At 46.4% G+C, this 25,725-nt stretch carries 31 protein-coding genes; 13 read left to right on the top strand and 18 right to left on the bottom strand.

What is annotated here, in order from left to right:
* Positions 1-40 precede the first annotated feature (40 nt).
* Positions 41-388, top strand: a complete 348-nt coding sequence (locus tag QZ147_RS02280; protein ID WP_295146598.1) for a hypothetical protein — start codon at positions 41-43, stop codon at positions 386-388.
* Between the two features lie 20 nt (positions 389-408).
* Here the strand turns inward: QZ147_RS02280 and QZ147_RS02275 are convergent, their stop codons facing one another.
* The gene (locus QZ147_RS02275) at positions 409-1,110 is read right to left on the bottom strand and encodes a hypothetical protein (RefSeq protein ID WP_295146596.1); all 702 of its coding nucleotides are present in this window, start codon (positions 1,108-1,110) and stop codon (positions 409-411) included.
* Positions 1,111-1,631: 521 nt separating this feature from the next.
* On the opposite strand from QZ147_RS02275, the gene QZ147_RS02270 reads away from it, so the two are divergent.
* Positions 1,632-2,165: a type II secretion system protein gene (locus QZ147_RS02270; RefSeq protein WP_295146599.1), complete on the top strand. Its 534-nt coding sequence runs from the start codon at positions 1,632-1,634 to the stop codon at positions 2,163-2,165.
* Positions 2,166-2,173: 8 nt separating this feature from the next.
* On the opposite strand, the gene QZ147_RS02265 is transcribed toward QZ147_RS02270, so the two are convergent.
* The 3 genes from QZ147_RS02265 to QZ147_RS02255 are packed head-to-tail and all read right to left on the bottom strand — an operon-like array spanning position 2,174 to position 4,190.
* Positions 2,174-3,181 (bottom strand): asparaginase, encoded by a 1,008-nt coding sequence (locus tag QZ147_RS02265; protein WP_295146595.1) that lies wholly within the window; start codon positions 3,179-3,181, stop codon positions 2,174-2,176.
* Positions 3,182-3,192: 11 nt separating this feature from the next.
* Positions 3,193-3,531 carry an AzlD domain-containing protein gene (locus tag QZ147_RS02260; RefSeq protein ID WP_295146593.1) on the bottom strand — a complete coding sequence of 113 codons (339 nt, stop codon included), beginning with the start codon at positions 3,529-3,531 and terminating at the stop codon, positions 3,193-3,195.
* On the bottom strand, positions 3,528-4,190 hold the full coding sequence (locus tag QZ147_RS02255; protein WP_295146592.1) for an AzlC family ABC transporter permease: 663 nt from the start codon (positions 4,188-4,190) through the stop codon (positions 3,528-3,530). Before QZ147_RS02255 ends, QZ147_RS02260 begins: the two co-directional genes overlap by 4 nt.
* A gap of 157 nt (positions 4,191-4,347) precedes the next feature.
* On the opposite strand from QZ147_RS02255, the gene QZ147_RS02250 reads away from it, so the two are divergent.
* A complete protein-coding gene (locus QZ147_RS02250) occupies positions 4,348-4,797 on the top strand; it encodes a tetratricopeptide repeat protein (protein WP_295146591.1) in 450 nt (149 codons plus the stop codon).
* A 1-nt stretch (position 4,798) separates the two neighbouring features.
* On the opposite strand, the gene flgG is transcribed toward QZ147_RS02250, so the two are convergent.
* Both flgG and QZ147_RS02240 read right to left on the bottom strand, forming a co-directional pair.
* On the bottom strand, positions 4,799-5,587 hold the full coding sequence (gene flgG / locus QZ147_RS02245) for a flagellar basal-body rod protein FlgG (RefSeq protein ID WP_295146589.1): 789 nt from the start codon (positions 5,585-5,587) through the stop codon (positions 4,799-4,801).
* 17 nt (positions 5,588-5,604) lie between these two features.
* Positions 5,605-6,435, bottom strand: a complete 831-nt coding sequence (locus QZ147_RS02240; protein ID WP_295146587.1) for a flagellar hook-basal body protein — start codon at positions 6,433-6,435, stop codon at positions 5,605-5,607.
* A gap of 159 nt (positions 6,436-6,594) precedes the next feature.
* Here QZ147_RS02240 and rpoD point away from each other — a divergent pair, with 159 nt between their 5' ends.
* Positions 6,595-8,439 (top strand): RNA polymerase sigma factor RpoD, encoded by a 1,845-nt coding sequence (gene rpoD, locus QZ147_RS02235; protein WP_295146586.1) that lies wholly within the window; start codon positions 6,595-6,597, stop codon positions 8,437-8,439.
* 258 nt (positions 8,440-8,697) lie between these two features.
* Here rpoD and QZ147_RS02230 read toward each other — a convergent pair whose 3' ends face one another.
* The 7 genes from QZ147_RS02230 to QZ147_RS02200 are packed head-to-tail and all read right to left on the bottom strand — an operon-like array spanning position 8,698 to position 16,008.
* The gene (locus QZ147_RS02230; RefSeq protein ID WP_295146585.1) at positions 8,698-9,453 is read right to left on the bottom strand and encodes a flagellin; all 756 of its coding nucleotides are present in this window, start codon (positions 9,451-9,453) and stop codon (positions 8,698-8,700) included.
* 46 nt (positions 9,454-9,499) lie between these two features.
* A complete protein-coding gene (gene hisD, locus QZ147_RS02225) occupies positions 9,500-10,801 on the bottom strand; it encodes a histidinol dehydrogenase (protein WP_295146584.1) in 1,302 nt (433 codons plus the stop codon).
* Positions 10,798-11,712 (bottom strand): 1-aminocyclopropane-1-carboxylate deaminase, encoded by a 915-nt coding sequence (locus tag QZ147_RS02220; protein ID WP_295146582.1) that lies wholly within the window; start codon positions 11,710-11,712, stop codon positions 10,798-10,800. Before QZ147_RS02220 ends, hisD begins: the two co-directional genes overlap by 4 nt.
* Positions 11,709-12,797, bottom strand: coding sequence for an OmpA family protein (locus tag QZ147_RS02215; protein WP_295146581.1), 1,089 nt, complete (start codon positions 12,795-12,797; stop codon positions 11,709-11,711). Before QZ147_RS02215 ends, QZ147_RS02220 begins: the two co-directional genes overlap by 4 nt.
* Entirely contained in the window at positions 12,784-14,109 is a 1,326-nt protein-coding gene (locus QZ147_RS02210; protein ID WP_295146580.1) for a MotA/TolQ/ExbB proton channel family protein, read from the bottom strand. The genes QZ147_RS02215 and QZ147_RS02210 overlap by 14 nt, the downstream gene beginning before the upstream one ends.
* 5 nt (positions 14,110-14,114) lie before the next feature.
* On the bottom strand, positions 14,115-15,179 hold the full coding sequence (gene fbaA, locus QZ147_RS02205; protein WP_295146579.1) for a class II fructose-bisphosphate aldolase: 1,065 nt from the start codon (positions 15,177-15,179) through the stop codon (positions 14,115-14,117).
* 10 nt (positions 15,180-15,189) lie between these two features.
* Entirely contained in the window at positions 15,190-16,008 is an 819-nt protein-coding gene (locus QZ147_RS02200) for a peptidyl-prolyl cis-trans isomerase (RefSeq protein WP_295146578.1), read from the bottom strand.
* An 81-nt stretch (positions 16,009-16,089) separates the two neighbouring features.
* Between QZ147_RS02200 and nth the strand changes: the two genes are divergently transcribed.
* Positions 16,090-16,719, top strand: a complete 630-nt coding sequence (gene nth / locus QZ147_RS02195) for an endonuclease III (protein ID WP_295146577.1) — start codon at positions 16,090-16,092, stop codon at positions 16,717-16,719.
* A 72-nt stretch (positions 16,720-16,791) separates the two neighbouring features.
* On the opposite strand, the gene QZ147_RS02190 is transcribed toward nth, so the two are convergent.
* The 4 genes from QZ147_RS02190 to QZ147_RS02175 form a co-directional block, all read right to left on the bottom strand.
* Positions 16,792-18,156 carry a M20/M25/M40 family metallo-hydrolase gene (locus tag QZ147_RS02190; protein ID WP_295146576.1) on the bottom strand — a complete coding sequence of 455 codons (1,365 nt, stop codon included), beginning with the start codon at positions 18,154-18,156 and terminating at the stop codon, positions 16,792-16,794.
* Between the two features lie 85 nt (positions 18,157-18,241).
* The gene (locus QZ147_RS02185) at positions 18,242-18,505 is read right to left on the bottom strand and encodes a cation transporter (protein WP_295146575.1); all 264 of its coding nucleotides are present in this window, start codon (positions 18,503-18,505) and stop codon (positions 18,242-18,244) included.
* Positions 18,498-18,845: an aryl sulfotransferase gene (locus QZ147_RS02180; RefSeq protein WP_295146574.1), complete on the bottom strand. Its 348-nt coding sequence runs from the start codon at positions 18,843-18,845 to the stop codon at positions 18,498-18,500. Before QZ147_RS02180 ends, QZ147_RS02185 begins: the two co-directional genes overlap by 8 nt.
* 8 nt (positions 18,846-18,853) lie before the next feature.
* Positions 18,854-19,948, bottom strand: coding sequence for a transglutaminase domain-containing protein (locus QZ147_RS02175; protein ID WP_295146573.1), 1,095 nt, complete (start codon positions 19,946-19,948; stop codon positions 18,854-18,856).
* A 133-nt stretch (positions 19,949-20,081) separates the two neighbouring features.
* Between QZ147_RS02175 and QZ147_RS02170 the strand changes: the two genes are divergently transcribed.
* From QZ147_RS02170 to QZ147_RS02135, 8 genes are read left to right on the top strand one after another with little or no spacing between them, the layout of a single operon-like run.
* Complete coding sequence (locus QZ147_RS02170) at positions 20,082-20,828, top strand: DUF4198 domain-containing protein (protein ID WP_295146571.1); 747 nt, start codon at positions 20,082-20,084, stop codon at positions 20,826-20,828.
* 53 nt (positions 20,829-20,881) lie between these two features.
* Positions 20,882-21,466 (top strand): cobalt transporter CbiM, encoded by a 585-nt coding sequence (cbiM, locus tag QZ147_RS02165; RefSeq protein WP_295146570.1) that lies wholly within the window; start codon positions 20,882-20,884, stop codon positions 21,464-21,466.
* Positions 21,463-21,885, top strand: coding sequence for a hypothetical protein (locus QZ147_RS02160; protein WP_295146568.1), 423 nt, complete (start codon positions 21,463-21,465; stop codon positions 21,883-21,885). The genes cbiM and QZ147_RS02160 overlap by 4 nt, the downstream gene beginning before the upstream one ends.
* Positions 21,882-22,529 carry an energy-coupling factor transporter transmembrane component T gene (locus tag QZ147_RS02155; RefSeq protein WP_295146566.1) on the top strand — a complete coding sequence of 216 codons (648 nt, stop codon included), beginning with the start codon at positions 21,882-21,884 and terminating at the stop codon, positions 22,527-22,529. Before QZ147_RS02160 ends, QZ147_RS02155 begins: the two co-directional genes overlap by 4 nt.
* Positions 22,526-23,194, top strand: a complete 669-nt coding sequence (locus QZ147_RS02150) for an ABC transporter ATP-binding protein (protein ID WP_295146565.1) — start codon at positions 22,526-22,528, stop codon at positions 23,192-23,194. Before QZ147_RS02155 ends, QZ147_RS02150 begins: the two co-directional genes overlap by 4 nt.
* A gap of 20 nt (positions 23,195-23,214) precedes the next feature.
* Positions 23,215-23,382 carry a hypothetical protein gene (locus QZ147_RS02145; protein ID WP_295146564.1) on the top strand — a complete coding sequence of 56 codons (168 nt, stop codon included), beginning with the start codon at positions 23,215-23,217 and terminating at the stop codon, positions 23,380-23,382.
* Position 23,383: 1 nt separating this feature from the next.
* Positions 23,384-24,280: a tRNA 5-methoxyuridine(34)/uridine 5-oxyacetic acid(34) synthase CmoB gene (gene cmoB, locus QZ147_RS02140; protein ID WP_295146562.1), complete on the top strand. Its 897-nt coding sequence runs from the start codon at positions 23,384-23,386 to the stop codon at positions 24,278-24,280.
* An 8-nt stretch (positions 24,281-24,288) separates the two neighbouring features.
* Positions 24,289-24,822 (top strand): PaaI family thioesterase, encoded by a 534-nt coding sequence (locus QZ147_RS02135; RefSeq protein ID WP_295146560.1) that lies wholly within the window; start codon positions 24,289-24,291, stop codon positions 24,820-24,822.
* Between the two features lie 183 nt (positions 24,823-25,005).
* Here QZ147_RS02135 and QZ147_RS02130 read toward each other — a convergent pair whose 3' ends face one another.
* Positions 25,006-25,611, bottom strand: coding sequence for an MBL fold metallo-hydrolase (locus tag QZ147_RS02130; protein WP_295146558.1), 606 nt, complete (start codon positions 25,609-25,611; stop codon positions 25,006-25,008).
* Between the last annotated feature and the right edge of the window lie 114 nt (positions 25,612-25,725).

Below are 25,725 nucleotides of genomic sequence, written 5' to 3'. Positions count from 1 at the left end.
AAAATCGCTTTGCGTAATTTCGTAAGCTTTTAAAAACGCTATGGAGCTAGCGCCGCCGGCTATTGCGTTTTTGGGATACGTAAAATTAACCGAGCAATTCGACGCTTTTGCGGCGATACTGCTTAATATAAACGTATTTTTCGCGGCGCTTATACTTTTTTCGTATAAAAGATTTATTAAACTCAAATTCGCCCTATCGTGGTGGGCTTTTACCTTCCCGACGGCCGCTAGCTCCATAGCGTTTTTAAAAGCTTACGAAATTACGCAAAGCGATTTTTACTTAGTTTTAGGCGTCGGCGCTTTTGCGGCTCTAGTCGCTTCGATTTTGATAGTCGGATTTTTAACGGTTAAATCCATAATAAACGGCGAAATTTTTTCGGAAAAATAGCCTTAGCTCAAAAATTTACTTTAGTAGTATTCGTAGCTGATTTCTAGCTTTTTATATAGGCCGATTTCCGTTATGTCGCCGTTTTCGTAGTATTTGTCCGCGGGCTTAAATTTGACCGAGGTTTTATGCGTCAAATTTCCCCGCTCGTCCCTGATTATATCCTTAAACTGCAAGATTTGCCCGATTTTTGCCTGCGAACCGAAGTAATTTACCGACGTATACTCCATCTCGTCGCCGTTTGCGGCGTAGTAATAAACCCATTTTGAGTTCGGGGCTTGCGTGATTTTTTCATATTCGCCGTTTGGCTTGCGCTCAAAGCTTATCTCTATGCCGTGCCGCGGCTCCATATTATCTTCTATCCGCGTTAAAACGCCCTTTTCGTCGTAGACGTAGCTATCGTCTATCACTAGTTCCCTGCCCAAATACACAGCCCGAGCGATCATTTTGCCGTCCTTGCCGTAAGTGGTTTTCTCCGTGTGCGGGTAAAATCTATCCTCCACGTGCTGCTCTTTGGCCGTCGCGACTAAATTTTCGCCGTCAAATTCGTATTCGTAGAGATAAACGGCGCTGTCTTGGTATTTTTTGCGGATTAGCCCGTCTTTGCCGTATTCAAACAAAACCGAGCTGTTTGGTACGCCGTTTATATGCTCGGTTTCTTGCAGTATATAGCCGTTTTCGTTAAACTCCGTCTGCTTCACGCGCGTATTTTCTAGCGCGTCCAAGTTTAGATAGCAAAACGCCGATGCCGCCGCTAAAATAGTTTTTAAATTTTTCGTTTTTATCCTTCAATATTATCTGTTGCGCAGGCAAATCCCGCCAGGTTTATCGCCGTCGTAGGAAATCTCGTCATAGTAGTCGCCGGCGACAGGCAATTCATGTGACGTCATCTCTCGGTCTATCTATTTTTTCGGCTTGCGCTATTTACGATTATTTTTCGACCGCATGATCTTTCGCGAGCCGCTCGCGCAAAAATTTACGCCTATGCTTTCATTGCGCTAGCGCCACCAGTGGTCGCGTTTTTAGGCTACGTAAGCTAAACGATTCAATACGTTTGCACAGATAACACTAAAATTAACGTTATTTTCGCAGTGCCTTTTATTTTAGTAGCCGTCATCGGTTTTTTTATGATTAAATTTTTGCGAAATTTCGCTACAATGCGGGTAAATTTTACTTCAAAATAAAAGGAAAGATTATGAAAATTTTATGCACGGTGGGGATAGCACATAAATTTTGCGCTCCTAAAATTAAAAGAGCGTTTACTATGATCGAGCTAGTGTTCGTAATCGTGGTTCTCGGTATTATAGCCGCTATTGCGATACCGAGGCTTAGCGCAAATAGAGACGACGCTAAGATAGTCTCGGCGCTAGATCAGATAAATAAAGCCGCGGACGAATTAGTCGGCTTAGCGGCGATCGATAGACACGACTATTCCTCCGATATACTTACGCAAGACGGAGGATGTTTGCCCGATCAGGTTAATTTCATCAAGCGACACTCGCTAGTTCCCGATGCGGTTGTAGGACATTACGATAACGCGGTTTTTAGGATAAAAACGGCAATCGACGACGACCCGAAAAAAGCGTGCGTCGGTATACCCGCTACGCCTATGGGCAAGAGATACGGCGAGACGAAAATCATAACTATCGTTTACCCTCTAAATAATACGCCAAGCTGCCAAAGGCTGGCAAAAATGCTAGACGAAAAATTCGGGAATATGCAATGCGACGTATGGTTCGATCTAGCAAGCGCCAAAATGTGCGAGTTAAACGAACCTTAATTAAATATTTAGCCGAAAATTTCTCTAATCTCGTTTAAATTTAACCCCACAAAAAGCGACAGTATCAGTAAAATTCTAGCCTTTTGCGGGTTTAGATCCGCGCTTGAAACAAGGCCCGTCTCAAAGTCGTCTATCTCGCCGCGCGGGCTAACTTCGCCGCAAAATACGCGCGTACTCCGCACGAAAATTATGCCCTTAGCTTGAAACGGGCTTAAATTTTTAAGCAAATTCGAAGGCAAATTTCCGTTTCCAAGACCTGCGAAAACTATGCCTCTCGCGCCGCACTCGACTGCCGTTCGCACGCATTCTAGCGCAAAGTCCGCGCAACCGGCGTAAAGGTAAATTATCTCGACCTTCGGCAGTTCGAGGTCTGAAATTTTACCGCCTAATTTTGGGAGACCGAATTTAGCTCCGCCATGTCCACCTTGCGCGAAATTCTGATTAAAATTCACCCGCCCGTAAAACACCGTGCCGATCTTGCCGCTGTTTGGAGATTTAAAGGTATCGACCGCGGTAGTGTTGGTTTTAGTTACCTCTCGAGCCGCGTGGATCTCGTCGTTCATCACGACTACTACGCCCTTGCCTGCGGCTTCTTGGCTTACCGCGACGTTTAGGGCGTTAAAGATATTTAGCGGGCCGTCCGCGCTTAGCGAACCGCTATTTCTCATCGCGCCCGTAAACACAATCGGCTTGTCGCTTTTGACGACTAAATTTAAAAAATACGCCGTCTCCTCCATCGTATCGGTTCCGTGCGTGATGACGACGCCGTCGGCCTCGCCGCTAGTTAGCAGCTCGTTTACTCTGTTTGCTAGCTTTAGCCAAACTTCGTTGTTCATCTCCTGCGAGCCGATGTTTGAGATCTGCTCGCCTTTTATGGTCGCTATCTTGTTGATTTCAGGCACCGCAGCGATCAGTTTATCCACCGTAACGGTTCCTGAGATATAGCTCGCATCAAGCGATCCGGGGCCGCTTCCTGCTACCGTGCCGCCCACTGCTAGTATAGTAACTCTTTTCATAAAACCTCCGTTTAAGCCGTAAGCCTGATTAGCGCCATATAAATACCCGTCGAAGCCGCGATGCTAAGCAGGGTATTTTTAAATTTTAGATGAATCAAAACCGCGCTAAAAACGGCTAGCGCTTCGTTTAGTCCATATGGATAAACGTCAAATTTGACTTCCTTTAGCCCGTAGCACACCAAGATAACCATTATCATCAGTCCCATGTGTCGCTCCACAGCCGTTAGCCACGGGCTAGGCTTATAGTTTTTGATGACGTAAAACGGTGCGGCGCGCGTTAAAAAGGTCGCAAACGCGCTTAGCAAAACGGCAGCGAATATCGCCCACTCGCTAGAACTCGCGCTTATCAAAGCTTATCCTTAAAAACTAAAATAAAAATAAAGCAAAGCGCCATCGAGCCTACTAGCATCGCTTTGGCAGGCATGAGCGCTACGCCGGCGGCTCCAAACAGGCACGCCGCGCCTAGCACCTTATAGTTCTTATCGTTTTTAAACATCTCCATCGCGATAACGATAAAAAGCGCGGTTAAGCTAAACTCAAGCCCGCTCGTATCGATCTTTATCAGCTCGCCGGCTAAACATCCGACCGCCGTTCCCGCCGCCCAGTAGAGCCACGAGAGCAAATTTAAACGCGTAAAAACATAACTACGCTCCGCCGCGTCCGTGATCTTGAGCGCCTTAAATATCGCAAAGGTTTCGTCCGTAAGAGTCGCGATATTAAAAAGGCGAAATTTGAGATCTCTGTACTCTTTTAAAAGCGCCAGCCCGTAAAAAGTATGGCGTAAATTTACCAGATACGAGACGATAAAAACCTCTAAAAGCCCTGTGCCCGCGCTAAAAAGCGAGAGCATCATAAACTGCGCCGCGCCGCCGTAAGCTAGCGTGCTAAGCGCTATGGCGATAAATGCGCTAACGCCCATGCTTTTAGCCAGTATCCCAAAGGCGACGCCGAGGGGAAAATAGCCCATAAATATCGGAACGCTAAGCTTAAAAACGTAACTAAAATGCAAAAATTTTCCTTAATAAAAGCGCGATGATAGCTAAAAATTTAAAAAATTTGGATAAAGGCGGGCGAAAATTTCATAGTGCCAAATTTGATATAATTTCTAAAAATTTAAGCATTTAAAACGGCTAGCAAATATTTATATAAAATTTTGAAGGAAATTTATGAAAAAAATATTCGCGATACTCGTTTTTGCGGCGATTTTGTCCGCAAGCGACGATATGAAAGCGCTAGAAAAATCCTGCGACGACGATAAAGCCGAGGACTGCGTATATTTGGGATTTTTGGCGGGCGCACGCCATGATTATAAAAACGCTAATAAGCTTTACGCCAAAGCCTGCGAGCTAGGTGACGCGATGGGCTGCCAAAATTTAGGCTCGTCGTACGCGAACGCGCAAGGCGTGCAAAAAGACTACGAGAAGGCAAAAGAGCTATTTTTGCGAGCTTGCGCGATGAAAGACGGACGCGGCGGCTGCTATAATTTAGGGGTTTTATACGAAAAGCAAAACCGAAACGAGCTAGCTAAAAAATATTTTAAAAAAGCTTGCGATTTAGGCGATAAAGACGGATGCGCGGAAACGGAAAAATTTACCCGCCCGCATCCCTTAAATTAGGCTATCTTTTTATGCCGTTTACGATGGCCAGCATATCGTCGCTCGTCGTGATGGCCTTAGAGTTGGCCTCGTAAGCGCGCTGACCCGTGATGAGGTCGGTCATCTCCTCAACTAGCTGGACGTTACTCATCTCGATAAAGCCTTGCCTAATCGTGCCTAGCCCGTCAAGCCCAGCGGTCCCAACTACCACGTCGCCGCTAGCGCTCGTCGGTAGATAGTTATTATCTCCCATCGAGTGAAGTCCCGCCGGGTTTATAAAATTCGCGAGTTCTATTTGACCTATTTGCGCCATTTCGGTTTGCCCCGCTTGTATCACCGAGACGGTGCCGTCCTGACCGATCGAAATTTGCGTAGCGTTTGCGGGGACCGTGATCTGCGGGATGAGCTGATAGCCGTCGGAATTTACGATCGTGCCTTCGCTATCTAGCTTAAAAGCGCCGTTTCTGGTATACGCCGTAGTTCCGTCTGGAAGCTGTATTTGAAAAAAGCCGTTTCCGGCGATTACCATGTCTAGGTTATTGCTCGTTTCTTTAAAATATCCTTGCGAGAAAATTTTATTTATAGCCGTAGGACGCACGCCAAGGCCCACCTCTATACCAGTCGGGCTCGTGGTGGTCTGGCTCGTGGCCGTACCGGCGTATTCCATCGACTGATACATAAGGTCCGCAAATTCCGCACGATTTTTCTTGTAGCCGTAGGTGTTTACGTTTGCGATATTGTGCGAAGTCACGTCTATTTGGGTCTGCTGGGCGATCATACCCGTAGCAGCCGTATAAATCGATCTCATCATGGTTTATCCTTTAAAATTTAGCTTTTAGCCGCTAGCTTTTCGATAGCTTCTTGGTTTAGATCGGTCATGTGGCTAGTCATGACTTTTTGGTACATTTCAACGAGTCTATTGGCTTCGATTAGTCCCACCATCTCGGTTACGGCGTTTACGTTAGACATTTGCGCGTAGCCTTGCATAAGAGTCTCGGGCGCGTCGAGATCTATCATATCGTCAAGGTTTTTTAGCTCGTATAAATTATCGCCGATCTTTTTTAGATCGCGAATCTCGCGGGGCTGAGCGATATAAAATTTTCCGATTTGATTAGTCTCGTTTAGCGAATCGGTGGTTTTGGCGTATAAATTACCGTTTTTATCGGCGGTTAAAATTTGATCGCTTCGCAGCTGTATGCCTCGCTGTCCCGCGGGCTGCGCCTCGTATCCGCTAGGTAGCACGCGATAACCCTCTTTGCTTACGATAAAACCCTCTTCGTCCAAGCTAAACGAGCCGTTTTTAGTCAGCCTCACGCCTTGGGGAGTATCGACTAAGAAAAACGCATCTTCGCGCTTAATCGCAAAATCAAGCACATTTGAGCTGTATTTAAATCCGCCTGCGCTAAAATCGGTATAAGTTTGCGCTATTTGCGGCGTGCGGTCGATCGTGCGATTTAAAAATTTCGCCGCGTCTTTGGTATGGTTTTTTAGCGGCAGCTCGTCGTGAACCTCTTTGAAAATTCTCTCAAAATCCCCGATCACGACGCCGTCTTTTTTATAGCCGATCGTATTTACGTTGGCTAGATTGTTTGAAATGACGTTTAGGCGGTTAAACTGAGTTACCATACCGGCGGTAGCCTGATAGTAGCCGTTTTGCATTATTTTTTCCTTGTTTTAGCTCGTCTTGCGAGCGTCTTTACTTGATTTTGCGATTTTTCCAGCAAAAGCCGTTCCAAAATTTTTGTTACCCGCATTTAATAAAATTTGGGTATAATCCACCTCTTTTTTATGAAATATCAAGACCCCAAAGGAAAATTTATGGCATCAAAAGACGTACTTCCGCAAGTAGCGGAGCTTTTTTCGGAGAACGCTAAGGGTTTTGTTACCTACGAAAAACTCGTAAAATTACTAGATAAAGCGCCGACGGCGGCTCTGGTTAAAAAGATAGAAACATTGGCCAAAAACGATAAGGTGCAATTATTAAGCGCCGCGGAAGTGGCTAAAATGCGAAATTTAGCCGAAGCCAAGAAGCGTCAAAAAGAGATAGCAAAAGCCCAAGACGAAAATTTAGAAGAGGAATTCGACCTAACGGGCGATACGGATATTTTAGAGTGGTCGCGCTCGGATAGCCCCGTGCGAATGTACCTGCGCGAAATGGGGCAAATAGCGCTTTTAACCAAAGACGAAGAGGTGGAAATCAGTAAGCGAATCGAGCTCGGCGAAGATATCATAATCGATGCCTTTTGCTCGGTTCCGTTTTTGATAGATTTTATATTAGAATATAAAGAGCCTTTAATAAACCGCGAACGCCGCGTAAAAGAGCTATTTAAGAGCTTTGAGGAAGAAGGCGACGAGGAAGAGGAGGAAGAGATCGACGAAAGCGAAGAGGGCGATGAAGATAGCGAGAAAAAGCCCGCAAAATCGCTTAAAAACGATAAGCGCGCCGAAAAGGTAATAGAAAGTTTTAAAGCGCTCGAAAAAGCAAAAAAAGAGTGGCTAAAAATCGCGCTCAAACAAGATGACGAAGGCACGGACGCGCTTTCAAAACTTACTCTCGCGTTTAAAAAGAAAATTTTAAAAGACAAGCTGATGGATCTAGGACCTACCAGCAAACTAATCAGCGAAATCGTAAAATCTATGGAAACCGCGCTAAAAAGCGACGACGATTTCGACAAAGAGCTAAAACGCCTAGAATACCGCCTGCCTATGTTTAGCGACGAGCTTAAAAAAAATCACAAAAGCATACTAAAAGACATCGTAAAACTCAGCAAAGAAGAGATTGCCGCGCGCGTGCCGGAAGCTACGATGGTTTCAACCTACGTAGAGATAAAAAAACTCTTTCAAACCAAAGAAGCTAGCAAGCAAGGCTTTAATCTAGAGCCTACGCGCTTAAAAGAGGTATTAGAACAGATTAAACGCGGAAAGAGAATTTCCGACGAAGCAAAAGCCAGAATGGCAAAGTCGAATTTACGCCTCGTAGTAAGTATCGCAAAGCGCTACACCAACCGCGGATTGCCGTTTTTAGACCTCATTCAAGAGGGCAATATCGGCCTAATGAAGGCCGTGGATAAATTCGAATACCGCAAGGGCTATAAATTTTCAACCTATGCTACCTGGTGGATACGTCAGGCCATCTCGCGAGCCATCGCCGATCAAGCCCGCACGATTCGCATCCCGATCCACATGATAGAGACGATAAATCGTATCAACAAAATTAACCGCAAATACCTGCAAGAAGAGGGAAAAGAGCCCGACGTAAGCGTCATCGCGCAGGAAGTCGGCCTAAGCGTAGATAAGGTAAAACAAGTCATCAAGATAACCAAAGAGCCTATCAGTCTAGAAGCTCCTATCGCAAACGAAGACGACGGAAAATTCGGCGATTTCGTCGAAGATAAAACCTCGATCAGCCCGATCGATCAGATACTAAAAAACGACCTACGCGCGCAAATCGACGAGGTACTAAGCCAATTAAACGAGCGCGAGAAAGCGGTAATTTGCATGAGATTCGGCTTACTTGAAGACGAGAGCGACCGCACGTTAGAAGAGATCGGAAAGGCGCTAAACGTAACCAGAGAGCGCGTCCGCCAGATCGAAAGCTCGGCCATCAAAAAACTAAAACACCCAAAAGTCGGCAGAAAGCTCAAAAACTACATTGAGGGGTAAAATTTACCCCTTTCTAGTTTTTTATACTTTAAATTCAATACGAAAATTTTAATACGCGGCAAGCATGAAAGCGCCGCTAAAATTTTAATTTCAAAGCCCGCAAATTTCTTTCATATAGTCTTAAAATTTAGTTATTGCGTAAATTTCGGGAGTAAAATTTAACCCCGCATCGGTAAGCGAGGTTAGTAGATCGCCACGCTCGTTTCATCCGATTGCCTGCAAATTTAGAGGATGAATTTGCGAGCGGGCTAAGTAAATTTAGGCTAGCAGCCTATCCATTTGTAAGCGTAAATTTTCGGTATTGTGCGCGTGAGCTAAAACCGCCGCGTTTAGTTTTAGATTATCTTGTTTGTATTCGCTTAAATTTTTAGCTACGTCGTTATTTTGCAGTTTACTTTCGCTCTCTCTAAGCGCTACCTCTTGCGCAATCGACGTATTTATACCGCTTTGGATACCGTTTTGCACCGAGCCGATCTCGCCGCGCAACGAGCTAATCCTGCTAATAATATCGCCCGCATTCGAGCCGTCTTCTTTGATGGCTGTTACTGCATTTGCGCTCAAATTAATGTTTGCTACGCCGTTGCCGGTTACGAAATTTAGCTCGCCGCTAAATACGTTTTTGCCATTAAAGCTCGCCTGAGACACGCTTTGCGTCATCGAATTTTTAAGCGCCGTAATCTCGCTTTGTATCATTTTGCGTTCGCTGCTTCCTAGCGCGGCGTTTCCAAGCGACACGGAAAGCTCGCTAATACGATCCGCGCTTTGGCTTAAATTCGCGAGCGTAGAATCCGCGATTTGCAGCATTCCTATCGCGTCGTTGGCGTTTGCGATGCCTTGCTGCATGGTATTGCCCTGAGATAGAAGCGAGTCGGCTATGGCTAGATTCGAGCCGTCGGTACCGCTAAGCGCGCGAAGAGCCGCAACATTTTGCAGCGCCTTGTCGCCGTGCTGTTTTGATGCGTTCATATGGTTATTTGCAGTAGCCGCGTTGGTAGAAAAATTATTTATAGTCATTTTAGCCCCTTCAATTTTGCATAATAGTATCCTTAAATCCCTAAATTTAGGATAAATTTAGCTCATCTAAACGTACCTTTACCGACCTTTCGTGCGCGCCGAGCCCTTCGGCGTCCGCTAGCCTCATGCAGGCTTGCCCGAGCGCTTTAACACCCTCTTTACCGACCGAGATTATCGAGCTTTTTTTCATAAAATTTTCAACGCCTAGCGGCGAGTAAAATCGCGCGCTTCCGCCCGTAGGCAGCGTATGATTTGGACCGGCCAGATAATCGCCCATGGCTTCCGGCGTAAAATGCCCTAAAAATATCGCGCCCGCGTGTTTTACGTAGTTTAAAAATTCTTGCGCGTTATCCGCGGCGATTTCTAGGTGCTCGACGGCTAACTCGTTCATGAGCGCTATGCACTCTTTCATATCGCTTGCGATTACGATTGCGCCTTTATTTTCTATGCTGGCAGACGCGATGGCCTCTCTTTTTAACGTTTTTAGCTCGCTTTCGATATGCTCTAAAACGCTATTTGCGAAGCGCTCGCTAGGCGTTATCAAAAAGCTGCTCGCCAGCTCGTCGTGTTCGGCTTGGCTTAGCAGATCGATCGCTATATGGCGGGCGTTTGCGCTATCGTCGGCGATGACGCCGATCTCGCTAGGTCCTGCGATCATATCGATATTTACCTCGCCGTAGACTAGCTTTTTAGCCGTCGCTACGAAGATATTTCCCGGACCCGTGATAACGTCAGTTTTAGGCACGCTTTGCGTCCCGTAGGCCATCGCCGCTATCGCGCTCGCGCCGCCTATTTTAAACGCCGTTTTTATACCGCACAAGTGCATCGCCGCAAGCAGCAGCGAGTTCACCTCTCCGCCCACCGCCGGCGTGCAGACTACGATCTGCTCTACTCCCGCGACGATAGCCGGTACGGCGTTCATTAAAAGCGAGCTAGGATACGCCGCTTTGCCGCCAGGAATATATAGCCCCGCGCGCTCTACGGGGGAGTATTTCGCGCCCAGAATCACGCCCTGCGAGTCGGCCTCCGTCCAACTTTTAGGCTTAAAGCGCTCGTGATAGGCTTTTATACGCTCGTAAGCCGTAGTTAACGCCTCTTTTAGCGGCTCGTTAAGTCGCTCGTAAGCCGCCTTCATCTGCGCGGGATCTATCTTTAAGCTAGTTTCGTTCGGCGACCATTTGTCGAACTTGCTAATCTGCGCGAAAAGCGCCGCGTCCCCGCCCGCGCGCACTTCGTTAATTATGCCCGTAACCGTCGGCATTACCGCGCTCATATCCATATCCGAGCGACGAACGAGCTTATTAAATTCCGCTCTAAAATTTTCGTCGCTAGTTCTTAAAATTTTCATTTTCCCTCCGTCTTAAATTTTCTTTCGTATCTTGCCTTTTGGCTTACGTTACCCAAAATTCCGCCCTGATGGATATATAAAATTTCGTTTTTAAAATCGGCTAAATTTTCTTTAAGCGTAAGCAATCCAACCGGATCGTAGATTAGATCAAACTCTACGCCCGAATTTTCTAACGTCTGCCGCCAAATTTCGTAAAGCTCGGGCTTTAAATCGCCGAAATGATATTTTTTAGGCGGCGGTAAAATTTTTACTCGCGAATGCGGATCCAAAGCTAAAATTTCGCTTTTTAAATATTCGCTACCGCCTACGCAAGGACAGGTAAATACGTTAAATTCGCAGTTTTTAGCTAGATACGCCGCGCTAGCTCCCGTACCACTAGGCAAAAAAATATCTAAAATTTTAGCGCCTAAATTTTGCTCACTAGAAGTTTGCCCTTCGAAATTTCGCTCCCGCGCCCCGCAAAATCCGCGCTCGTTTGCCCAAGCTTTAATCTCGCGCGCTTGGGTTTTAAAGCCCGCCTCCGCCTCTTTTTGCGCGACGCCTTCTTCTATAAATAGCGCGCCCTCTTTCTTCGCTAGCTCGCGCGCAAATTCTCTACGGTTTTGATTAACGAAAATCTCCATCCCGTTTTCAAGCGCGAATTTTAAGTTTCCGACCGGCTCGCGCTCTAAATTTTTACTTAAATGCGATACGACGTAACTAAATTTTAGCCCGCGCATTTTAGCAAAAACGCTTAGGCTATACATCGCGTTTGACTGACTAGATCCGTTTGAAACGATGCGCGAAACGCCGCTTAGATCCGCGTTTAAAAAGTATTCGAGCTTGCGCGCTTTATTACCGTTAAATACGCCTAGTAAATCGTCCCTTAAAAGCCAAATTTTACGCCCGCAAAAGGTAAAGGGCTCGATCATTGCTTTAATTCCAAAAATTTTTCGATTTCGTTAATCGCTTCTTTATTCGAAATGCTAAATTTTATCTCGATCCTGCGCGACGCGTCTTTGTCCTCTACGCCGTCTTTCATAATAAGTTCGTTAAAGCTTCGCCCGCTAGCGATCAGACGCTTTCTAAGCCGCTCGTCGTCGTTAAAAGAATTTATAAAATCCATCACCGCGTACGCTCTGCGCTGGGAGAGTTCGAGATTGTAAAGATAGCTGCCGTCGCTGTCGGTAAAACCCTCGATCATGATTTGATCGATATTTTGCCTTACCTTTTCATCATCCAGAAGTACCGAAAAATATTTTTGCAGCGTAGCTTTTAAGGTCTCTTTGGCCTCTTCTTTAAGCTCGGCTTTGCCTTTGTCAAACAGCACCGACGAGCTTAGTTTTAGCGCGCCAGAATTCGGATCGATAGCGATTGAGCCGCCTAGTTTTTCTTTAAGCTCGGAGATTACTTTTACGCGAATGCCGGTTAAATTTTTAATGCGGTCGCGCGTAACGTTTAGATCGCGTAAAAGCGCGTTATATCGGACGTCTTGCGCGCTCATTTGCTCTAATAAAAACGCGATTTTGGCTAAGCTTTTCTCGTTGCTCGCGTTTTGCTCGCTAGCGTTTTTTTCGGCTTCGCTTAATCTCTCGTTTAAAATTATCGTTTGAGCGTTTAAATTTAGCGCAGTCGCGTTAAGCTCGACGTTTGAAGCGTTTAAATCGGAATTTTCCGCTAGCAGCTTTGAAATTTGATCTTTTAGCGCGTCAATCTCGACCACGAAAATATCGTTTGATTTTTTAAGCTCCAAATTCTGCTCTCCCAGCTTTGCAAGCTCGTCTTTTAGAGCGAAATTTAGTTTGTCCAAAAGCGCGTTTTTGCTCTTCTCGTCCTGCAAGCTAGCAAGCGCGGCGACTACGGCTCGTTCTTTACTTTCTAGCGTATTTTGCGAAAGAACGTATTTTACGACGATAGCGCCGATTAAAAGCATAAATACGAAAAGCAACCCCGCCATCAAGTCCGCATACGACACCCAAAAGGTCGAAGACTCGGGGCTATTTTTATCTATTTTCATCGATCAGGCTCGTGTTTTCGATCTTTTTAATAATCCGACTAGCCTCTTTGTCGATTTCGCTTATATTTTTTTTAAGCTCGGCTATCAGCTCGTCGCGCTCGTCGTCCGCACTCGCTCTAACCTCTTGCTCATAGGCATTTTTAAAGGCGTTTGCGCCCTCGAATAAGCTCGTCTTAAACGCGTCCATCGCGGCATTTTGCTCGCTCATAAGCCGCGAGCCGAATTCTTTTAGGCTAGCGTCCAAGCTCGCTAGTCCTCGCTCGAATTTTATAGCGCTATTTTCCAGCGTATCGGCTCTTTTACTTATTAGATCGTTTAATCTCGCGTATTCGCCGGAAAATTTTAGCTCGACCTCGTTTAGCGCGGCGTTAAAATTTATGATAGATTTTAAAATTTCGGAGTGAATTTTAACAAATTCATCCTGCCTGCTCGCAGCGCTTTCTAATAGCTTGATATTATCTTTTAGGCTTTCCTTAGCTTCGCCTAGTATTTGGCTTTCAAGTTCTTGCAGTTCTTTGTAAGCGCTAAATTTCGTGTCGACGGTGTCTTGTAAATTTTGCAAATATCCGTCTGCGGTCACTGCGGCAAACATTACCTCCGCACTTTTAAAATGCGCCGCGCCAACGCTCATATATTTTAGTTGCAGTTCGTTTTCCTGCCAGAAAAACTGCTTGCTAAGCTCTTTTTGTTCGCTTGCGAACCGCTCGAATTTGCTTGCTCCGATCTTTTCGAAAAACATCCACCAAAGCGCGAGAAAAATTCCGTATATCGAAACGTAAAATGCCGTTCCTACGCCGTTTAGCAAAATTCCGATCTCTTTTTCCAGTTCGCTTGAAGTATCCGAGCTAAAAGAGGGCATCGAAATAGCGATACTTATAAAAGTACCTAAAATTCCAAGCATCGGAAATACAGCCGCGCCTATACCGGCTAGGTTGTCGTTTCTAAAATCTCTTGCGTAGCCGTCTAAAAACTCCTCGAATTTAGCGCTTGATTTTTTAACGCCGCCAAATTCGAGTAAATTAGCGACGATAAATTTTTTAAGGCTAGCTCTGAAATCTTCGCCGCGCGAGACGAATAAATTATAGGCAAGTTCAGCGCTATGTCGCGTAAAAACTAGCGCAACCGCCAAAATAACGCCCATCATCAAAATCGTATGAAGCTCGACGTTAAAATTTATAGCGCCCGTAAATCCTAACAGCGCAAAAACGTAGATAATAACGGGAAAAAAGATGATTTTAGAAAAGGCAAAAATACTGCGGCCCGCCTGCCTTTTAGGCAAGGCCAGGTCGCTAAAATCGGTTTGATTTTGCATTAGGATTAGTTCCTATTTATGCAGTTTAGATCGCTAAACGCCGTAAGCAGGCGCTTAACCATACTTTCCTCGCCCGCGCGCAAAAATTTACGCGGGTCGTAGTATTTTTTATTCGGCTTATCCTCACCCTCGGGATTGCCGATCTGACCTTGCAAATAGGCGCGATTTTTCGCCTCGTAGCCGCGCACGCCGTCCCAAAACGCCCACTGCGTATCCGTGTCGATATTCATCTTTACCACGCCGTAGCTGACGGCGTCTTTGATATCTTTTAGCTCGCTACCGCTACCGCCGTGAAAGACGAAATTTACGGGCTTGCTCGAAGCGGTGTTAAATTTATCGGCAACGTATGCTTGGGAATTCTTTAAAATTTCGGGGCAAAGCACGACGTTACCGGGCTTGTACACGCCGTGGACGTTGCCAAAACTCGCCGCGATGCTAAATTTATCGCTGATTTTTAAAAGCCTTTCATACGCTTGCGCGACGTCTTCGGGCTGGGTGTAAAGCAGCGCATTATCGACGCTCGTGTTATCTACACCGTCTTCTTCGCCGCCCGTTACGCCGAGCTCGATTTCCAAGCTAATGCCAAGCTCGCTAAGCTCTGCTAAATACTTCTCGCAGGTGCTTAAATTTTCATTGAGGCTCTCTTCGCTAAGATCAAGCATGTGCGAGCTAAAAAGCGGTTTACCATGAGCTTTTTTGTATTCGCGGCTAGCCTTAATTAGCCCGTCGATCCAAGGCAGCAGTTTTCTAGCGGCGTGGTCGGTATGAAGCACGACTGGCACGCCGTAAGCCTGCGCTAGCAGATGCACGTGCTGCGCGCCCGCGATAGCTCCGAGGACGTCCGCGTTTTCGCACGCCTTACCGGCGTAAAAACCCGCTCCGCCGTTGCTAAACTGAATAATAACTGGCGAATTAGCCGTTTTTGCGGCTTCCAAGACGGCATTTACCGAGTGGCTGCCGACTACGTTTACCGCAGGGATAGCAAACCCTTGCTCTTTGGCGTGCGCGTAAAGCTTACTTACGTCATCGCCGACTAAAACCCCCGCTTTTACAACGTCTAAAACGCCCATTTTTTATCCTTTATTTGTATTCGATTTTTGCTTTTGAGCGAAGCGCATCGCCTTTTTGTTTAACGCTAGCTTGGAATTTTTCCATTTTTACGGCGTTTTCGATTTGAGGTTTTACTTGATCAAAAGGCACTAAACCGGCGGCTTTTGAGTCCTCTTTTAAGATTACGTGGTAGCCGAAATTCGATTTAACCGGTTTTTTAGACACTTCGCCTTTACTCATCGCAAATACCGCGTCGCCGAAAGGTTTTACCATTTGAGTTTGACCGAACCATCCCAGTTCGCCTCCGTTTGCGGCAGAGCCCTTATCGATAGATTTAGCTTTCGCAATCTCTGCGAATTTCGCAGCTAAAGCGTCGCCTTTTAGGTTTTTAAGCTGCGCGATTATGTCGTTCGCGTCTTTTTCGTTTTCGACTAAAATATGGCTAGCTTTTGCAGCGGCAGGCTGGTTAAATCTATCTTTATTTTTATCGTAAAACGCTTTTAACTCGGCGTCGGTTACTTTAATACCGTCGTATATCTTTTTCATGTATAAATCAAGCGCTACATTGTCGCGGACGGCTTGCATAGCTTTGGTAAATTCCTCTTCTTTTTCTATGCCGCTGGCCTTGGCTTCTTTTACCAAAAGCTTACGGTTAATCAAATCGTTAATGACGTTTTTTTTCATATCCGCAGGCATTTTAGACGCGTCCAGATTAGGAGCGGCTACGCTTACGAGCGCCTCTACGTCGCTATCCTCGATATTTTCTCCGTCTACGGTCGCGACTACCGCCGCATTTAGGCTAATAGCCGCAGCCAAACTTAAAACTGTCGGAAATAAAAATTTCTTCATAAATATCCTTTTGTGAAAATTTGCAGGGCAATTATACCAAATAATGCCGTTACTTTTCGTTAATTATGCTAAAATCGCGCCATGAGGACGAAAAAAGATATTTTAGAGATTAAAAAGCGTTTTTTGTGCGAATTTAAGGACGCTAAAAGCGAATTAAAATTTAGAAATTTATACGAGCTGATCGTATGCGTGATGCTCTCGGCACAGTGTACCGACAAGCGCGTAAATTTAATAACGCCCGCGCTTTTTGAGGCCTATCCAGACGTGCGAGCGATGGCGGACGCGAACTTGGCGAGCGTAAAAATTTTGATAAATACTTGCAGTTTTTTTAACAATAAAGCCCAAAATTTAATAAAAATGGCAAAGAGCGTCGTGCAGAATTTCGGCGGAGAAATTCCTCTTGACGAGGAGAAGCTAAAATCGCTCGCCGGCGTCGGGCAAAAGACCGCGCACGTCGTGCTTTTAGAGGCTACGGGCGCAAACGTAATGGCGGTAGATACGCACGTATTTCGCGTCGCGCATAGACTTGATCTAAGCGAGGCAAAGACGCCCGAGCTTACCGAGCGCGACCTAACCGCCGCTTTTAAGACGCGGCTAGACAGGCTGCATCAAGCGATGGTGCTTTTCGGCCGCTACGTCTGTAAGGCGCAAAAGCCGCTTTGCAAAGAGTGCTTTTTATACGATTTATGTAAAAGCAAGGATAAAATTTAATTAAAAGCGCGCCTTGCCGCGTTACGTCCGCGGCTTTTAAGTGGCGCTTTAAAAATGCAAAACGCATAAAAATCACTGAAATTTCGCGCAAATCGCCCGTACCGCCTTTGCTATTCTCTCTACCGACGCCGCCTCGCAACGCTCGTTTACCGAGTGAGGCGAAAAGATATTAGGCCCTATCGAGCAAGCTTGTAAATCAGGCTGCTTTTGTAGCAACACGCCGCATTCAAGCCCCGCGTGGATAGCTGAAATTTTAACGTTCGGATTTATTCGCGCAAGCTCGCTTGCCACCTCTCGCGCAAACTCCCCGATTGCGGGCGTCCAAGGCGCGCTGCGATCTTGCAAACGCGCACTAAATCCCAAAGCGCGCGCTAAATTTACGGTCTCAAATTCCAACCTTTCAAGCCCGCTCTCGCTCATCGAACGCGCGAAAAACTCTACCTCCGCGCCGTCCTCGCCGCATTTTAAAATAGAAAGATTAATGCTGTCAAGCACGCTATTTACGCTCGCGTCGTAAGCGCGCACGCCTTGCGCGAAGGAGTTAATAAGCGATAAAATTCGTTCGCCGTTTGCTAAAATTTCATTCGCGCGCCCTCGTTTTTTAACGCTTAAAAGTCCGCCTAAAATTTCAGCTTGCGCCGAGCCCGCGCCGTTAAACGTCAAATTTACGCCAAAAATTTCGCTAGCCGCGCGGATAAAATTTCGCTCGGCTAAATTTTCGTCTAAGAGTACCGACGCTCGGGCGTTTGCAGGGATGGAGTTGCTGCGCTCGCCGCCGCTAATATCGGCTAACCGCGCGCCGCTTTGCGCGATAAAACGCGCTAAAATTTTAATCGCGTTAGGGATATTTTTGTGAATTTCGACGCCCGAATGCCCTCCGCAAAGACCGCTTATCTTAACCTCGTAAAGCGCGCTCTCGTCACATTTTACGCGCTCGCTTGAAATTTTAGCGAAAATATTTACGCCGCCCGCACAGCCTACTATTACCTCGTTTTCGTCCTCACTGTCTAAATTTAGCAGGTATTTGGCGGCCAGATCGCCCGCAAAGCCCTCCGCGCCGAGCATTCCGACCTCTTCGTTATTAGTAAAAAGGCACTCGATATTTTCAAACTCTTCAAGCGCGCTCATAGCGATCGCCGCGCCGATACCGTTATCCGCGCCCAAAGACGAATTATGCGCGCGCAAAAACCCTTGCTCGTCCAGATACGCCCGCACTCGCGGCGCTTCGCCCATGCAGACCATATCGTAGTGCGCTTGCAGGCAAATTTTAGGCGAGCCTTTGACCGCGCGTATGTTGCCCGCGGCGTCTACGCGCGTATCGCAGCCCGAATTTCGCGCGAAATCCGCCAGAAATAGCGTCATCTCGTCCGTCTCGAAGCTGCAATGCGGTATCTCGCACAACCGCTTAAAATAGTTTAAAATTTTACCTTTTTGCATAAATATTCCTTTAAATTTTTGAAAAATTATAACGAATTTTGGCGCAGAGATTTCGCGGCAAGACGTAAAATCTATTTTTAAAAATTTAAGGCTTTTTTACGACTCCCGTATAGCTCGTAGCTTCCAACGCTTTAAGCAGCGCGCTCTCGCTTACTTCGTCGCTTGCTACGACGACTGCGGTTTTAGAGCTTTGCGTAACCTTCGCGCTTTTTACGCCCTCAACGCCTAGCAGCGCCTTTCGCACGATAGCGGTGCAAAGCGGACAATGAATCTTCTCCACGTAAATTTCGACCGTCCTATCTGCAAGCGCGCCGACGCAAAGCAGGAAAATACACAAAATTTTACGCATAAAAACTCCCTAAAATTTCAGGATAAAACAGTAAAAACCCAAGCAAAATCGCTAGCAAAACGTAAATTAAGATCCGCTTTTTACGCGCGTGGCCGATATCGCAAGATTTTGCGGGTCTAAACGCAAAAAACGCCGAGGCCGCAAAGCACGCGACCCCAAACGCCGAAAAAACGCCGCGAAAATCGCTAAGCGCGTCCGCCCAAGAAAGAAACGAAAACGACGCGCCGAAGATCAAAAATAAAAGCGCGGGCAAACAGCACAGCGTCGCGGCCAAAGAGCTAAAAACGGCGGCTACTATAAGCCAAAAGCCGCGCTTATCGGCGGATTTTTCATTTTTCATAAATTATCTTAAAGCGAAATTTCGCGAGAACTATACTCGTAGCTAAATTCCTTCGGATCGTAATAATTGCTCGTATTTCCGTCTACTTCCGCATACGGATAGCCGAAGTTGTTTATCGGCGTCTGCTCGGCGCGCGGGCGTAAATCAAAGTCGCGCCCGTAGTTAAATCCGACCCAGCACATCTCCCAGTTGCCGAACAAATACTCGCGCACTTGCTTGATTTTAGCGTCGTCGTTGCTTAGCTTTTCGCCTAGCCGCACCTTCGTAACGTCCGCTGGATCAACCGGTATCCAGCCGTATCCTTTTAGATAAAATTCCGCGCGGCAGTGTTGAGCGCCCGAAATTCGGCTTATACCGTCCTCTTTGGGCGCCGCGCCCATCTGCGCGCTAAATCTCGACGCTCCTACGCGAATGCCGAACAGCTCGCGCGCGGGGATACCCGCAGCCCTGCAAAGCCCCACGAATACGCTATTTATGTCTGTGCATTTGCCTACTAGCTTACCGCTGGTTAAAATTTGCTTCACGTCGCCAAGACCGCACCCGAGCACGCTATTATCGCGCTCCATCGTATTTGCCGTCCACGTATAAATCGCGCGCGCTTTTTCTAAATCGCCCCTTATTTTGCCAACGATTTTATCGGCGAACTCTTTTACGACGCCCGTAACCGGAATTTGCGCCGTAGGCTGTAAATAGCGCGAAATTTCGGGCGCCAGCTTTTCATTCTCGTTAAAATTTACCTTGCTAAAATCGGTGTTTCTCTCTTGCGTCTGAACTTTAAAACTAACGTCTATAAACGCGTTTTCTTCGTTTTGCTTAAAGTCCGCAAATAGCGTAGGGATCGCAAGATCGCTGATGAAATACTGCCTAGCGTTGCTTTGCACCTTATAATCGCTTAAAAGCTGTTGGAAGCTAGTAGAAGTAATCAGCGGAAGCCATACGCGAGTAAGCTTACCTTTTTCTTTTATCGCGTGCTTAAAACTTAGCTCAAATACCCTGTTTTTCGGTGCATTCGCGCCCTGTTCGCCAGAAGCGAAAGCAAAGCTAGGAAGCGTAGCCGCCGCGCCTAAAACCGCCGTAGTCTTGAAAAAATCTCGTCGTTGCATGAAATTGCCTTGAAGCGTAAATTTAGACTGACCCAGTCTCTAAAAACCCGCATTCTACGCAAATTTTATTTAAATAAATCTAAAATTAAAATCTTAACTTGTATAATGGCGCCTAAAATTTCAAAGGAATAAAATGAAGCTAAAATTTTTCGTATCGCTCGCGCTTTTTATCGATTCTGCGTTCGCGCATTTTGCCGTTTTGATCCCGTCTAATTCTAGCGTAGAGAGCCGAAAAGAGGCGAATTTAACGCTAACTTATAAGTTTATGCATCCGTTTTTGGGCGATATGATGAATATGCAAACGCCTAGCGTCGCGGGAGTTTTTACCGGCGGCGAGCACGAAATTTTTAAAAGCTTAACGCCCGCGTCGCAAGGAAATTTTAGCTATTTTAAGACTGATTTTAAAGTAAATAAACCCGCCGTTTATCAATTTTACGCCGATTTCGCGCCCTATTTCGAGCCTAGCGAAAATAAATTTATCCGCCATATCGTAAAAACCGTCGTAAACGGCTACGGATACGGCGAAGGCTGGGACGAGCCGATCGGACTGCAAGCCGAGATCGTGCCGCTAACTCGCCCTTACGGACTTTATAAGGGCAACATTTTTACCGGTCGCGTGCTAATAGACGGCAAACCTGCCAAAAACGTCGTCGTCGAGGTTGAATACTACAACGAAAAAGGCGTCAAAGCCCCTAGCGAAGATCACGTCACGCAGGAGGTAAAAACTAACGAACTCGGCGAATTTAGCTTCGTAACGCCGCTTGCGGGGTGGTGGGGCTTTGCCGCCCTTACGCAGGGCGGAAAGATGAAAAAAGACGGCAAAGACTACGACGTCGAGCTCGGAGCCGCGCTATGGATAGAAGCGAAAGAGTATGAATAGGCTAAATTTAAGTCCGAATTTCCTACGCAAGCGGCAAAATTTCAAGGCTTTTTATGCATATTAGCGAAGGAGTTTTGCGTCCCGAAATTTTAGCCGCGGGAGCGATCGTCGGCGCGGCGTGGATCGGGACGCTTTTTTATAGATTAGAGGCGCGGCAAATCCCGCGCGTGGCGGCGTTTAGCGCGCTATTTTTTACGGCCTCTTTTATCCACGTACCGATCGGAGCTACGTCGGCGCATCTGGTACTTAGCGGGCTAATCGGCGCTTTTTTAGGCGCGCAGGCGATTTTAGCGGTATTTATTGGGCTGCTTTTTCAAGGGCTATTTTTCGGATATGGAGGCGTTAGCGCGCTAGGCGTAAATACCTTAATCATAGGCGCTCCCGCTATTTTAGGACGATATTTTTTTAAATTTTACGCGGCGAAGGGGCAAAAATTTTGGCTATTTTTAGCTGGATTTGCCCCTATTTTAGCTTCGGCGCTGCTTTTAAGCGCGGTTTTAGCGCTAAACGGCGAACAGTTTTACGCCGTAGCGGCGCTTGCGCTTGCCTCAAACGCCGTTTTAAGCGCGGTAGAGGGCGCGATTAGCCTATTTGCGCTTAAATTTATCCTGCGCGTAAATAAAGGGCTTTTGGCGTGAAAATTTTACTTATTTTGCTCGCGTTTTTTAGCCTTTCTTACGCTCACGCGCTTAAAATTTTCGCCGAGCAAAAAGGCGAAAATTTGCTCGTAAGGGGCTATTTTAGCGGCGGAGCACCCTGCGTAAAATGCGACGTAAAGCTAATTAGCGGCGGCGCGGTTTTTGAAAATTTTAAAACGGACGAAAACGGCGAAGCTAGCGTAAAAATCGCGCGAAAAGAGTTTGAAATTTTAATAGACGGCTCGCTGGGGCATCAAAAAAAGATAAATTTCGCGGCAAGCGGCGACTTTGCCGAAACGGGCGAAAATTTTAGCGGCGAAAAAGACGACGAAACCCTCCCCTACGCGATAAAATTTATCCTTGGCCTACTCGGGATTTTCGCGATTTTTAGCGCGCTTTATCTGGTAAAACGCCGATGAATCCAAGCATTTCTTTGCTTTGCCTTTGCGTATTTAACGTTTACGTCGCGACTAGCTCTCAAATTTACGCCTCTTTCGCGCTGCCGATACTTTTTACCGCGCTGCTTGCAAAGGCGCGAATTTTACCTATTTTAAAAGCCCTCGCCGCGGTTAACGTATTTATCGCATTAAATGCGCTAAGCGCGGCTATTAGCGGGGATTTGCGCCTGGGCGCGCTCGTTTTTTTAAGGGGAAATTTTATCGCGCTTTTTACGCTTTGTCTTTTTTACGGCTCTGATAGCTACCGCATCGCAAGCGCCTTTGCGGGACTTAGAATTTCGTCCAAATTTAGCTACGCGATCTATTTTTGCGCTAAATTTATAGGCGCGGCGCTAGATGATTTTAAAAGGATAAAAAAGACGCTAAACGCGCGCGCTTTCGCCGCGAAAACGAGCGTTTTTAGCTTTGAAATTTGCGCGAACGTAACGGCGATTTTATTTCTGCGCTCGCACGAGCGTTACTCCGCGCTTAAAAAAACGATGCTAGCGCGAAATTTTAGCCTTGCCGCGACGCCGAAAGAGCGCCTAAAAATAGGCGTTTTGGATTACGTTTTAACGGCGCTTACGGCGTGCGCGATTTTGATTAAAAAAGGAGCTATTTTATGAGCTGCTCGCTAAATTTAAGAGACGTTAGCGCGCGAGCGGGCGAAATTTCGCTCTTTGAAAATCTAAATTTAAACCTAGCCCACAAAGAAAAGCTCGCTGTGATAGGCGCAAACGGCGTCGGCAAAAGTACGCTGCTTGAAATAATGGGCGGACTTAGAGAACCTAGTAGCGGCTTTGTCGAAATTTTTCACGAAAAAATGAACGGATTAGAGGATTTTAAAAAGCATAGGCGCGAGATCGGATATTTGTTTCAAAACAGCGACGATCAATTTATCTGCCCCGTGGCGCTTGATGACGTGAGCTTTGATCTGCTAGCTTGCGGACTGGCGAAAAACGACGCGCGAGAGGCGGCGCGAAATATGTTAGAACGCCTGGGGGTCGGACATCTTGCGAATAAGATCGTCTACAAGCTTTCAGGCGGCGAAAAGAAGCTCGTCGCTCTAGCCGGGGCGCTCGTTAAAGAGCCTAAAATTTTACTGCTAGACGAGCCTACGGCGGGACTTGATAGTAAAATGCAGCTGCGGCTGGTCGAAATTTTATCCGGCCTTGACGTAAGCCAAGTCATCGTTTCGCACGATTTAAATTTTATAGACAGGCTCGCAAACTCGCTTTACGTTTTGCGAGACGGCTCGCTAACGCCCGAAAATTTTGCGAATTTGCGCTAATTTATGCTAAAATCCGCGCTATGAAAAAATTTATATTTCTTGCGATAATCGCGCTAAATTTTAACGGCTGCGTATTTTTAAACGAGCGAGGCGTCTCGACGCAATATTACAACGACTGCAAAGAGTATTACGACGCGACGGGCACGTATCAAAAAGATTGCCCGCACAACGTAATAGACTGGAAATAGCGTGGATTTGCGGGGCGTCAGAGCGCGCAAGATAGCCGAAATTTCTAGCGGCGCGAACGGAGAAATTTTGCGGGCGATAGAAAATTTGCCCCAAATCGCCTGCGAGTGCGATTTTAGCGACGTAGTAAGCTTAAAATTTAAAAATTTAACGCCCGAGCAAGCGGAGCGGATAAAAGAGATCGCTCTCGCGCTAAAACCTTGGCGAAAAGGCCCTTTTAGGCTGGGCGAGCTTTTTATAGACGCCGAGTGGCGAAGCTTCGTGAAATTTAACCTGCTCGCGCCGCATCTAAATTTAGACGGCAAAACCGTAGCCGACGTAGGCTGCAATAACGGCTATTATATGTTTAGGATGTTGCCTCTTTCGCCGCGAAAGATCGTAGGTTTAGATCCTAGCGCGCGGACGTTCTTGCAGTTTAAGTTTATCGATCGCTTCGCAAAATCAAACGCCATCTACGAGCCGTTGGGCGTCGAGCATTTGCCCTTTTACGAGCATAAATTCGACGCGATATTTTGCCTAGGAGTGATCTATCACAGAAGCGACCCCGTAAAAACGCTAAAAGAGTTAAAAAGCGCGCTAAATCCGGGCGGAGAGGTATTTTTAGACACCATGTATATCGACATACAGGGCGATTTCACGCTCACGCCTAGATCTACCTACTCGAAAATTTCAAACATCTATTTCGTGCCTACGATTAGCGCGCTTCAAAACTGGTGCGAAAGGGCGAAATTTAAAGACTTTGAGATACTGGCTACGAAAGATACGGATGCGGACGAGCAGCGAAAGACCGAGTGGATAGACGGACAAAGTTTGGGCGATTTTTTAGATCCCAAAGACCCTATGCGAACGATCGAGGGTTATCCAGCGCCTAAGCGCGTCTACGTAAAAATTAAAATTTAGGAATAAAAATGGCAGACGAAAATATCTACGAAACAAGCGACGACGACTCGCACATCGTGCTTCCGGAGGACGAAAATCCGTTTAGAGGCGATATAAAAACCTCGCCCGCAATCAAGCTAAATTTAAGCGGGGCGGCGACTTTAATCGAAAAAAACCACGCCAAAACGAAATTTTACACGAATAATGAAATGACCGCCGATAGCGAAGGACTGATCCATACGGGTTTTATTTTTAGCGCGGCTAATTACGCGGCGCTGCTAGCTATAAACGAGCCTTTTTGCGTAACCATTAGCGCGCGGATTAATTTTTTCGGCGCGATAAAGCTTGGCGACGTGGTGGAATTTGAAGCCAAGGCGCACTTTGAAGAGTCCAAAAAACGCGAAGTACGCGTAATCGGCAAAACGAAAGATATTAAAATTTTCGAAGGCACTTTCCAGCTCGTAACGCTTGAAGAGCATATTTTTCAAGCGCAGCAAAAAAATATCCAAAAAGAGGCGGCGATAAGAAGGCAAAACGAGAGGAAAGAAGCGCAAGGCGAGTAGATCCTTTAAATTTCGCACGCCATTGCGGTTTTTGCGCTAAGCGGCGGGCGCTTTTAGCTGTAGTCGCTTCGGCCGTTTTAAACGCAAACTAAGCCTAATAAAACGGCGCTTAATTAAAACATTCGCTTAAAATAAAACGATTTTACGATGCGCACGAATAAAATAAAAACTCGCAAAAGCAAGCTACGAGCGAATTTTAACCGCCCTTATCCATTCATCAAGCGTTTCTTGCTCGGCTTTTAGCGTGCTAGGCGCGCCGTGTCCGGGATAAAGCGTAAAATCGCCGCTTAAATTTTTACATTTTTGCAGGCTTTTTATCATCTCGCCCGAGTCCGAATAAGGAAAATCCCAGCGCCCGACGCCGCCCTTAAACAAAAAATCGCCGCTAAAAAGCGCGCCCGCTATCTCTATCATTAAGCAGCCGGGCGTATGCCCCGCAAATAGCATAAATTTCGCGCAAATCTCGCCCAAATCTAGAATTTCGTCGTCTTTTACGGCAAAATCGGGCGTAAAGGTCTCGTAACCCATACCGAAAATATCGTTTTGCGCCATAAAAACGTCGTTTTTATGGATATAAATCGGCGCGCCGCACTCCGCTCTTAGCTTTTCGGCGTCAAAGATGTGATCGAAATGCCCGTGCGTAAGAAGTATCGCAAGCGGCTTTTGCGCGTTTTTAAGCGCCCATTCCGCGGCACCGTCGCCGGGATCTATTATAATCTCGCCGCAAGCGGTCTTTACTACGTAACAATTAGTTCCGTAATCCCCGAAGCTTTTTGATATTACCTTCATAAAATCTCTTTAATTTAAATTTTTAAGCATTTTACTATAAATTTGCGAAGCTTAAAAGAAATTTTATGATTATCTAAGTATAATTACGCATTCAAGGGATTAGACTTTATGAGA

It is taken from the genome of uncultured Campylobacter sp. (assembly GCF_905371695.1).
GTDB lineage: Bacteria > Campylobacterota > Campylobacteria > Campylobacterales > Campylobacteraceae > Campylobacter_A.
This window is presented reverse-complemented; position numbering and strand designations above follow the sequence as displayed.

Bases quoted from the DNA above. Each gene is read 5' to 3' on its own strand.
- QZ147_RS02280 (WP_295146598.1), top strand. From the start codon at position 41: ATGGAGCTAGCGCCGCCGGCTATTGCGTTTTTGGGATACGTAAAATTA.
- QZ147_RS02265 (WP_295146595.1), bottom strand. From the start codon at position 3,181: ATGAAAAGAGTTACTATACTAGCAGTGGGCGGCACGGTAGCAGGAAGC.
- QZ147_RS02250 (WP_295146591.1), top strand. From the start codon at position 4,348: ATGAAAAAAATATTCGCGATACTCGTTTTTGCGGCGATTTTGTCCGCA.
- flgG (WP_295146589.1), bottom strand. From the start codon at position 5,587: ATGATGAGATCGATTTATACGGCTGCTACGGGTATGATCGCCCAGCAG.
- QZ147_RS02240 (WP_295146587.1), bottom strand. From the start codon at position 6,435: ATGCAAAACGGCTACTATCAGGCTACCGCCGGTATGGTAACTCAGTTT.
- rpoD (WP_295146586.1), top strand. From the start codon at position 6,595: ATGGCATCAAAAGACGTACTTCCGCAAGTAGCGGAGCTTTTTTCGGAG.
- QZ147_RS02230 (WP_295146585.1), bottom strand. From the start codon at position 9,453: ATGACTATAAATAATTTTTCTACCAACGCGGCTACTGCAAATAACCAT.
- hisD (WP_295146584.1), bottom strand. From the start codon at position 10,801: ATGAAAATTTTAAGAACTAGCGACGAAAATTTTAGAGCGGAATTTAAT.
- QZ147_RS02220 (WP_295146582.1), bottom strand. From the start codon at position 11,712: ATGATCGAGCCCTTTACCTTTTGCGGGCGTAAAATTTGGCTTTTAAGG.
- QZ147_RS02215 (WP_295146581.1), bottom strand. From the start codon at position 12,797: ATGAAAATAGATAAAAATAGCCCCGAGTCTTCGACCTTTTGGGTGTCG.
- QZ147_RS02210 (WP_295146580.1), bottom strand. From the start codon at position 14,109: ATGCAAAATCAAACCGATTTTAGCGACCTGGCCTTGCCTAAAAGGCAG.
- fbaA (WP_295146579.1), bottom strand. From the start codon at position 15,179: ATGGGCGTTTTAGACGTTGTAAAAGCGGGGGTTTTAGTCGGCGATGAC.
- QZ147_RS02200 (WP_295146578.1), bottom strand. From the start codon at position 16,008: ATGAAGAAATTTTTATTTCCGACAGTTTTAAGTTTGGCTGCGGCTATT.
- nth (WP_295146577.1), top strand. From the start codon at position 16,090: ATGAGGACGAAAAAAGATATTTTAGAGATTAAAAAGCGTTTTTTGTGC.
- QZ147_RS02190 (WP_295146576.1), bottom strand. From the start codon at position 18,156: ATGCAAAAAGGTAAAATTTTAAACTATTTTAAGCGGTTGTGCGAGATA.
- QZ147_RS02185 (WP_295146575.1), bottom strand. From the start codon at position 18,505: ATGCGTAAAATTTTGTGTATTTTCCTGCTTTGCGTCGGCGCGCTTGCA.
- QZ147_RS02180 (WP_295146574.1), bottom strand. From the start codon at position 18,845: ATGAAAAATGAAAAATCCGCCGATAAGCGCGGCTTTTGGCTTATAGTA.
- QZ147_RS02175 (WP_295146573.1), bottom strand. From the start codon at position 19,948: ATGCAACGACGAGATTTTTTCAAGACTACGGCGGTTTTAGGCGCGGCG.
- QZ147_RS02170 (WP_295146571.1), top strand. From the start codon at position 20,082: ATGAAGCTAAAATTTTTCGTATCGCTCGCGCTTTTTATCGATTCTGCG.
- cbiM (WP_295146570.1), top strand. From the start codon at position 20,882: ATGCATATTAGCGAAGGAGTTTTGCGTCCCGAAATTTTAGCCGCGGGA.
- QZ147_RS02155 (WP_295146566.1), top strand. From the start codon at position 21,882: ATGAATCCAAGCATTTCTTTGCTTTGCCTTTGCGTATTTAACGTTTAC.
- QZ147_RS02150 (WP_295146565.1), top strand. From the start codon at position 22,526: ATGAGCTGCTCGCTAAATTTAAGAGACGTTAGCGCGCGAGCGGGCGAA.
- QZ147_RS02145 (WP_295146564.1), top strand. From the start codon at position 23,215: ATGAAAAAATTTATATTTCTTGCGATAATCGCGCTAAATTTTAACGGC.
- QZ147_RS02135 (WP_295146560.1), top strand. From the start codon at position 24,289: ATGGCAGACGAAAATATCTACGAAACAAGCGACGACGACTCGCACATC.
- QZ147_RS02130 (WP_295146558.1), bottom strand. From the start codon at position 25,611: ATGAAGGTAATATCAAAAAGCTTCGGGGATTACGGAACTAATTGTTAC.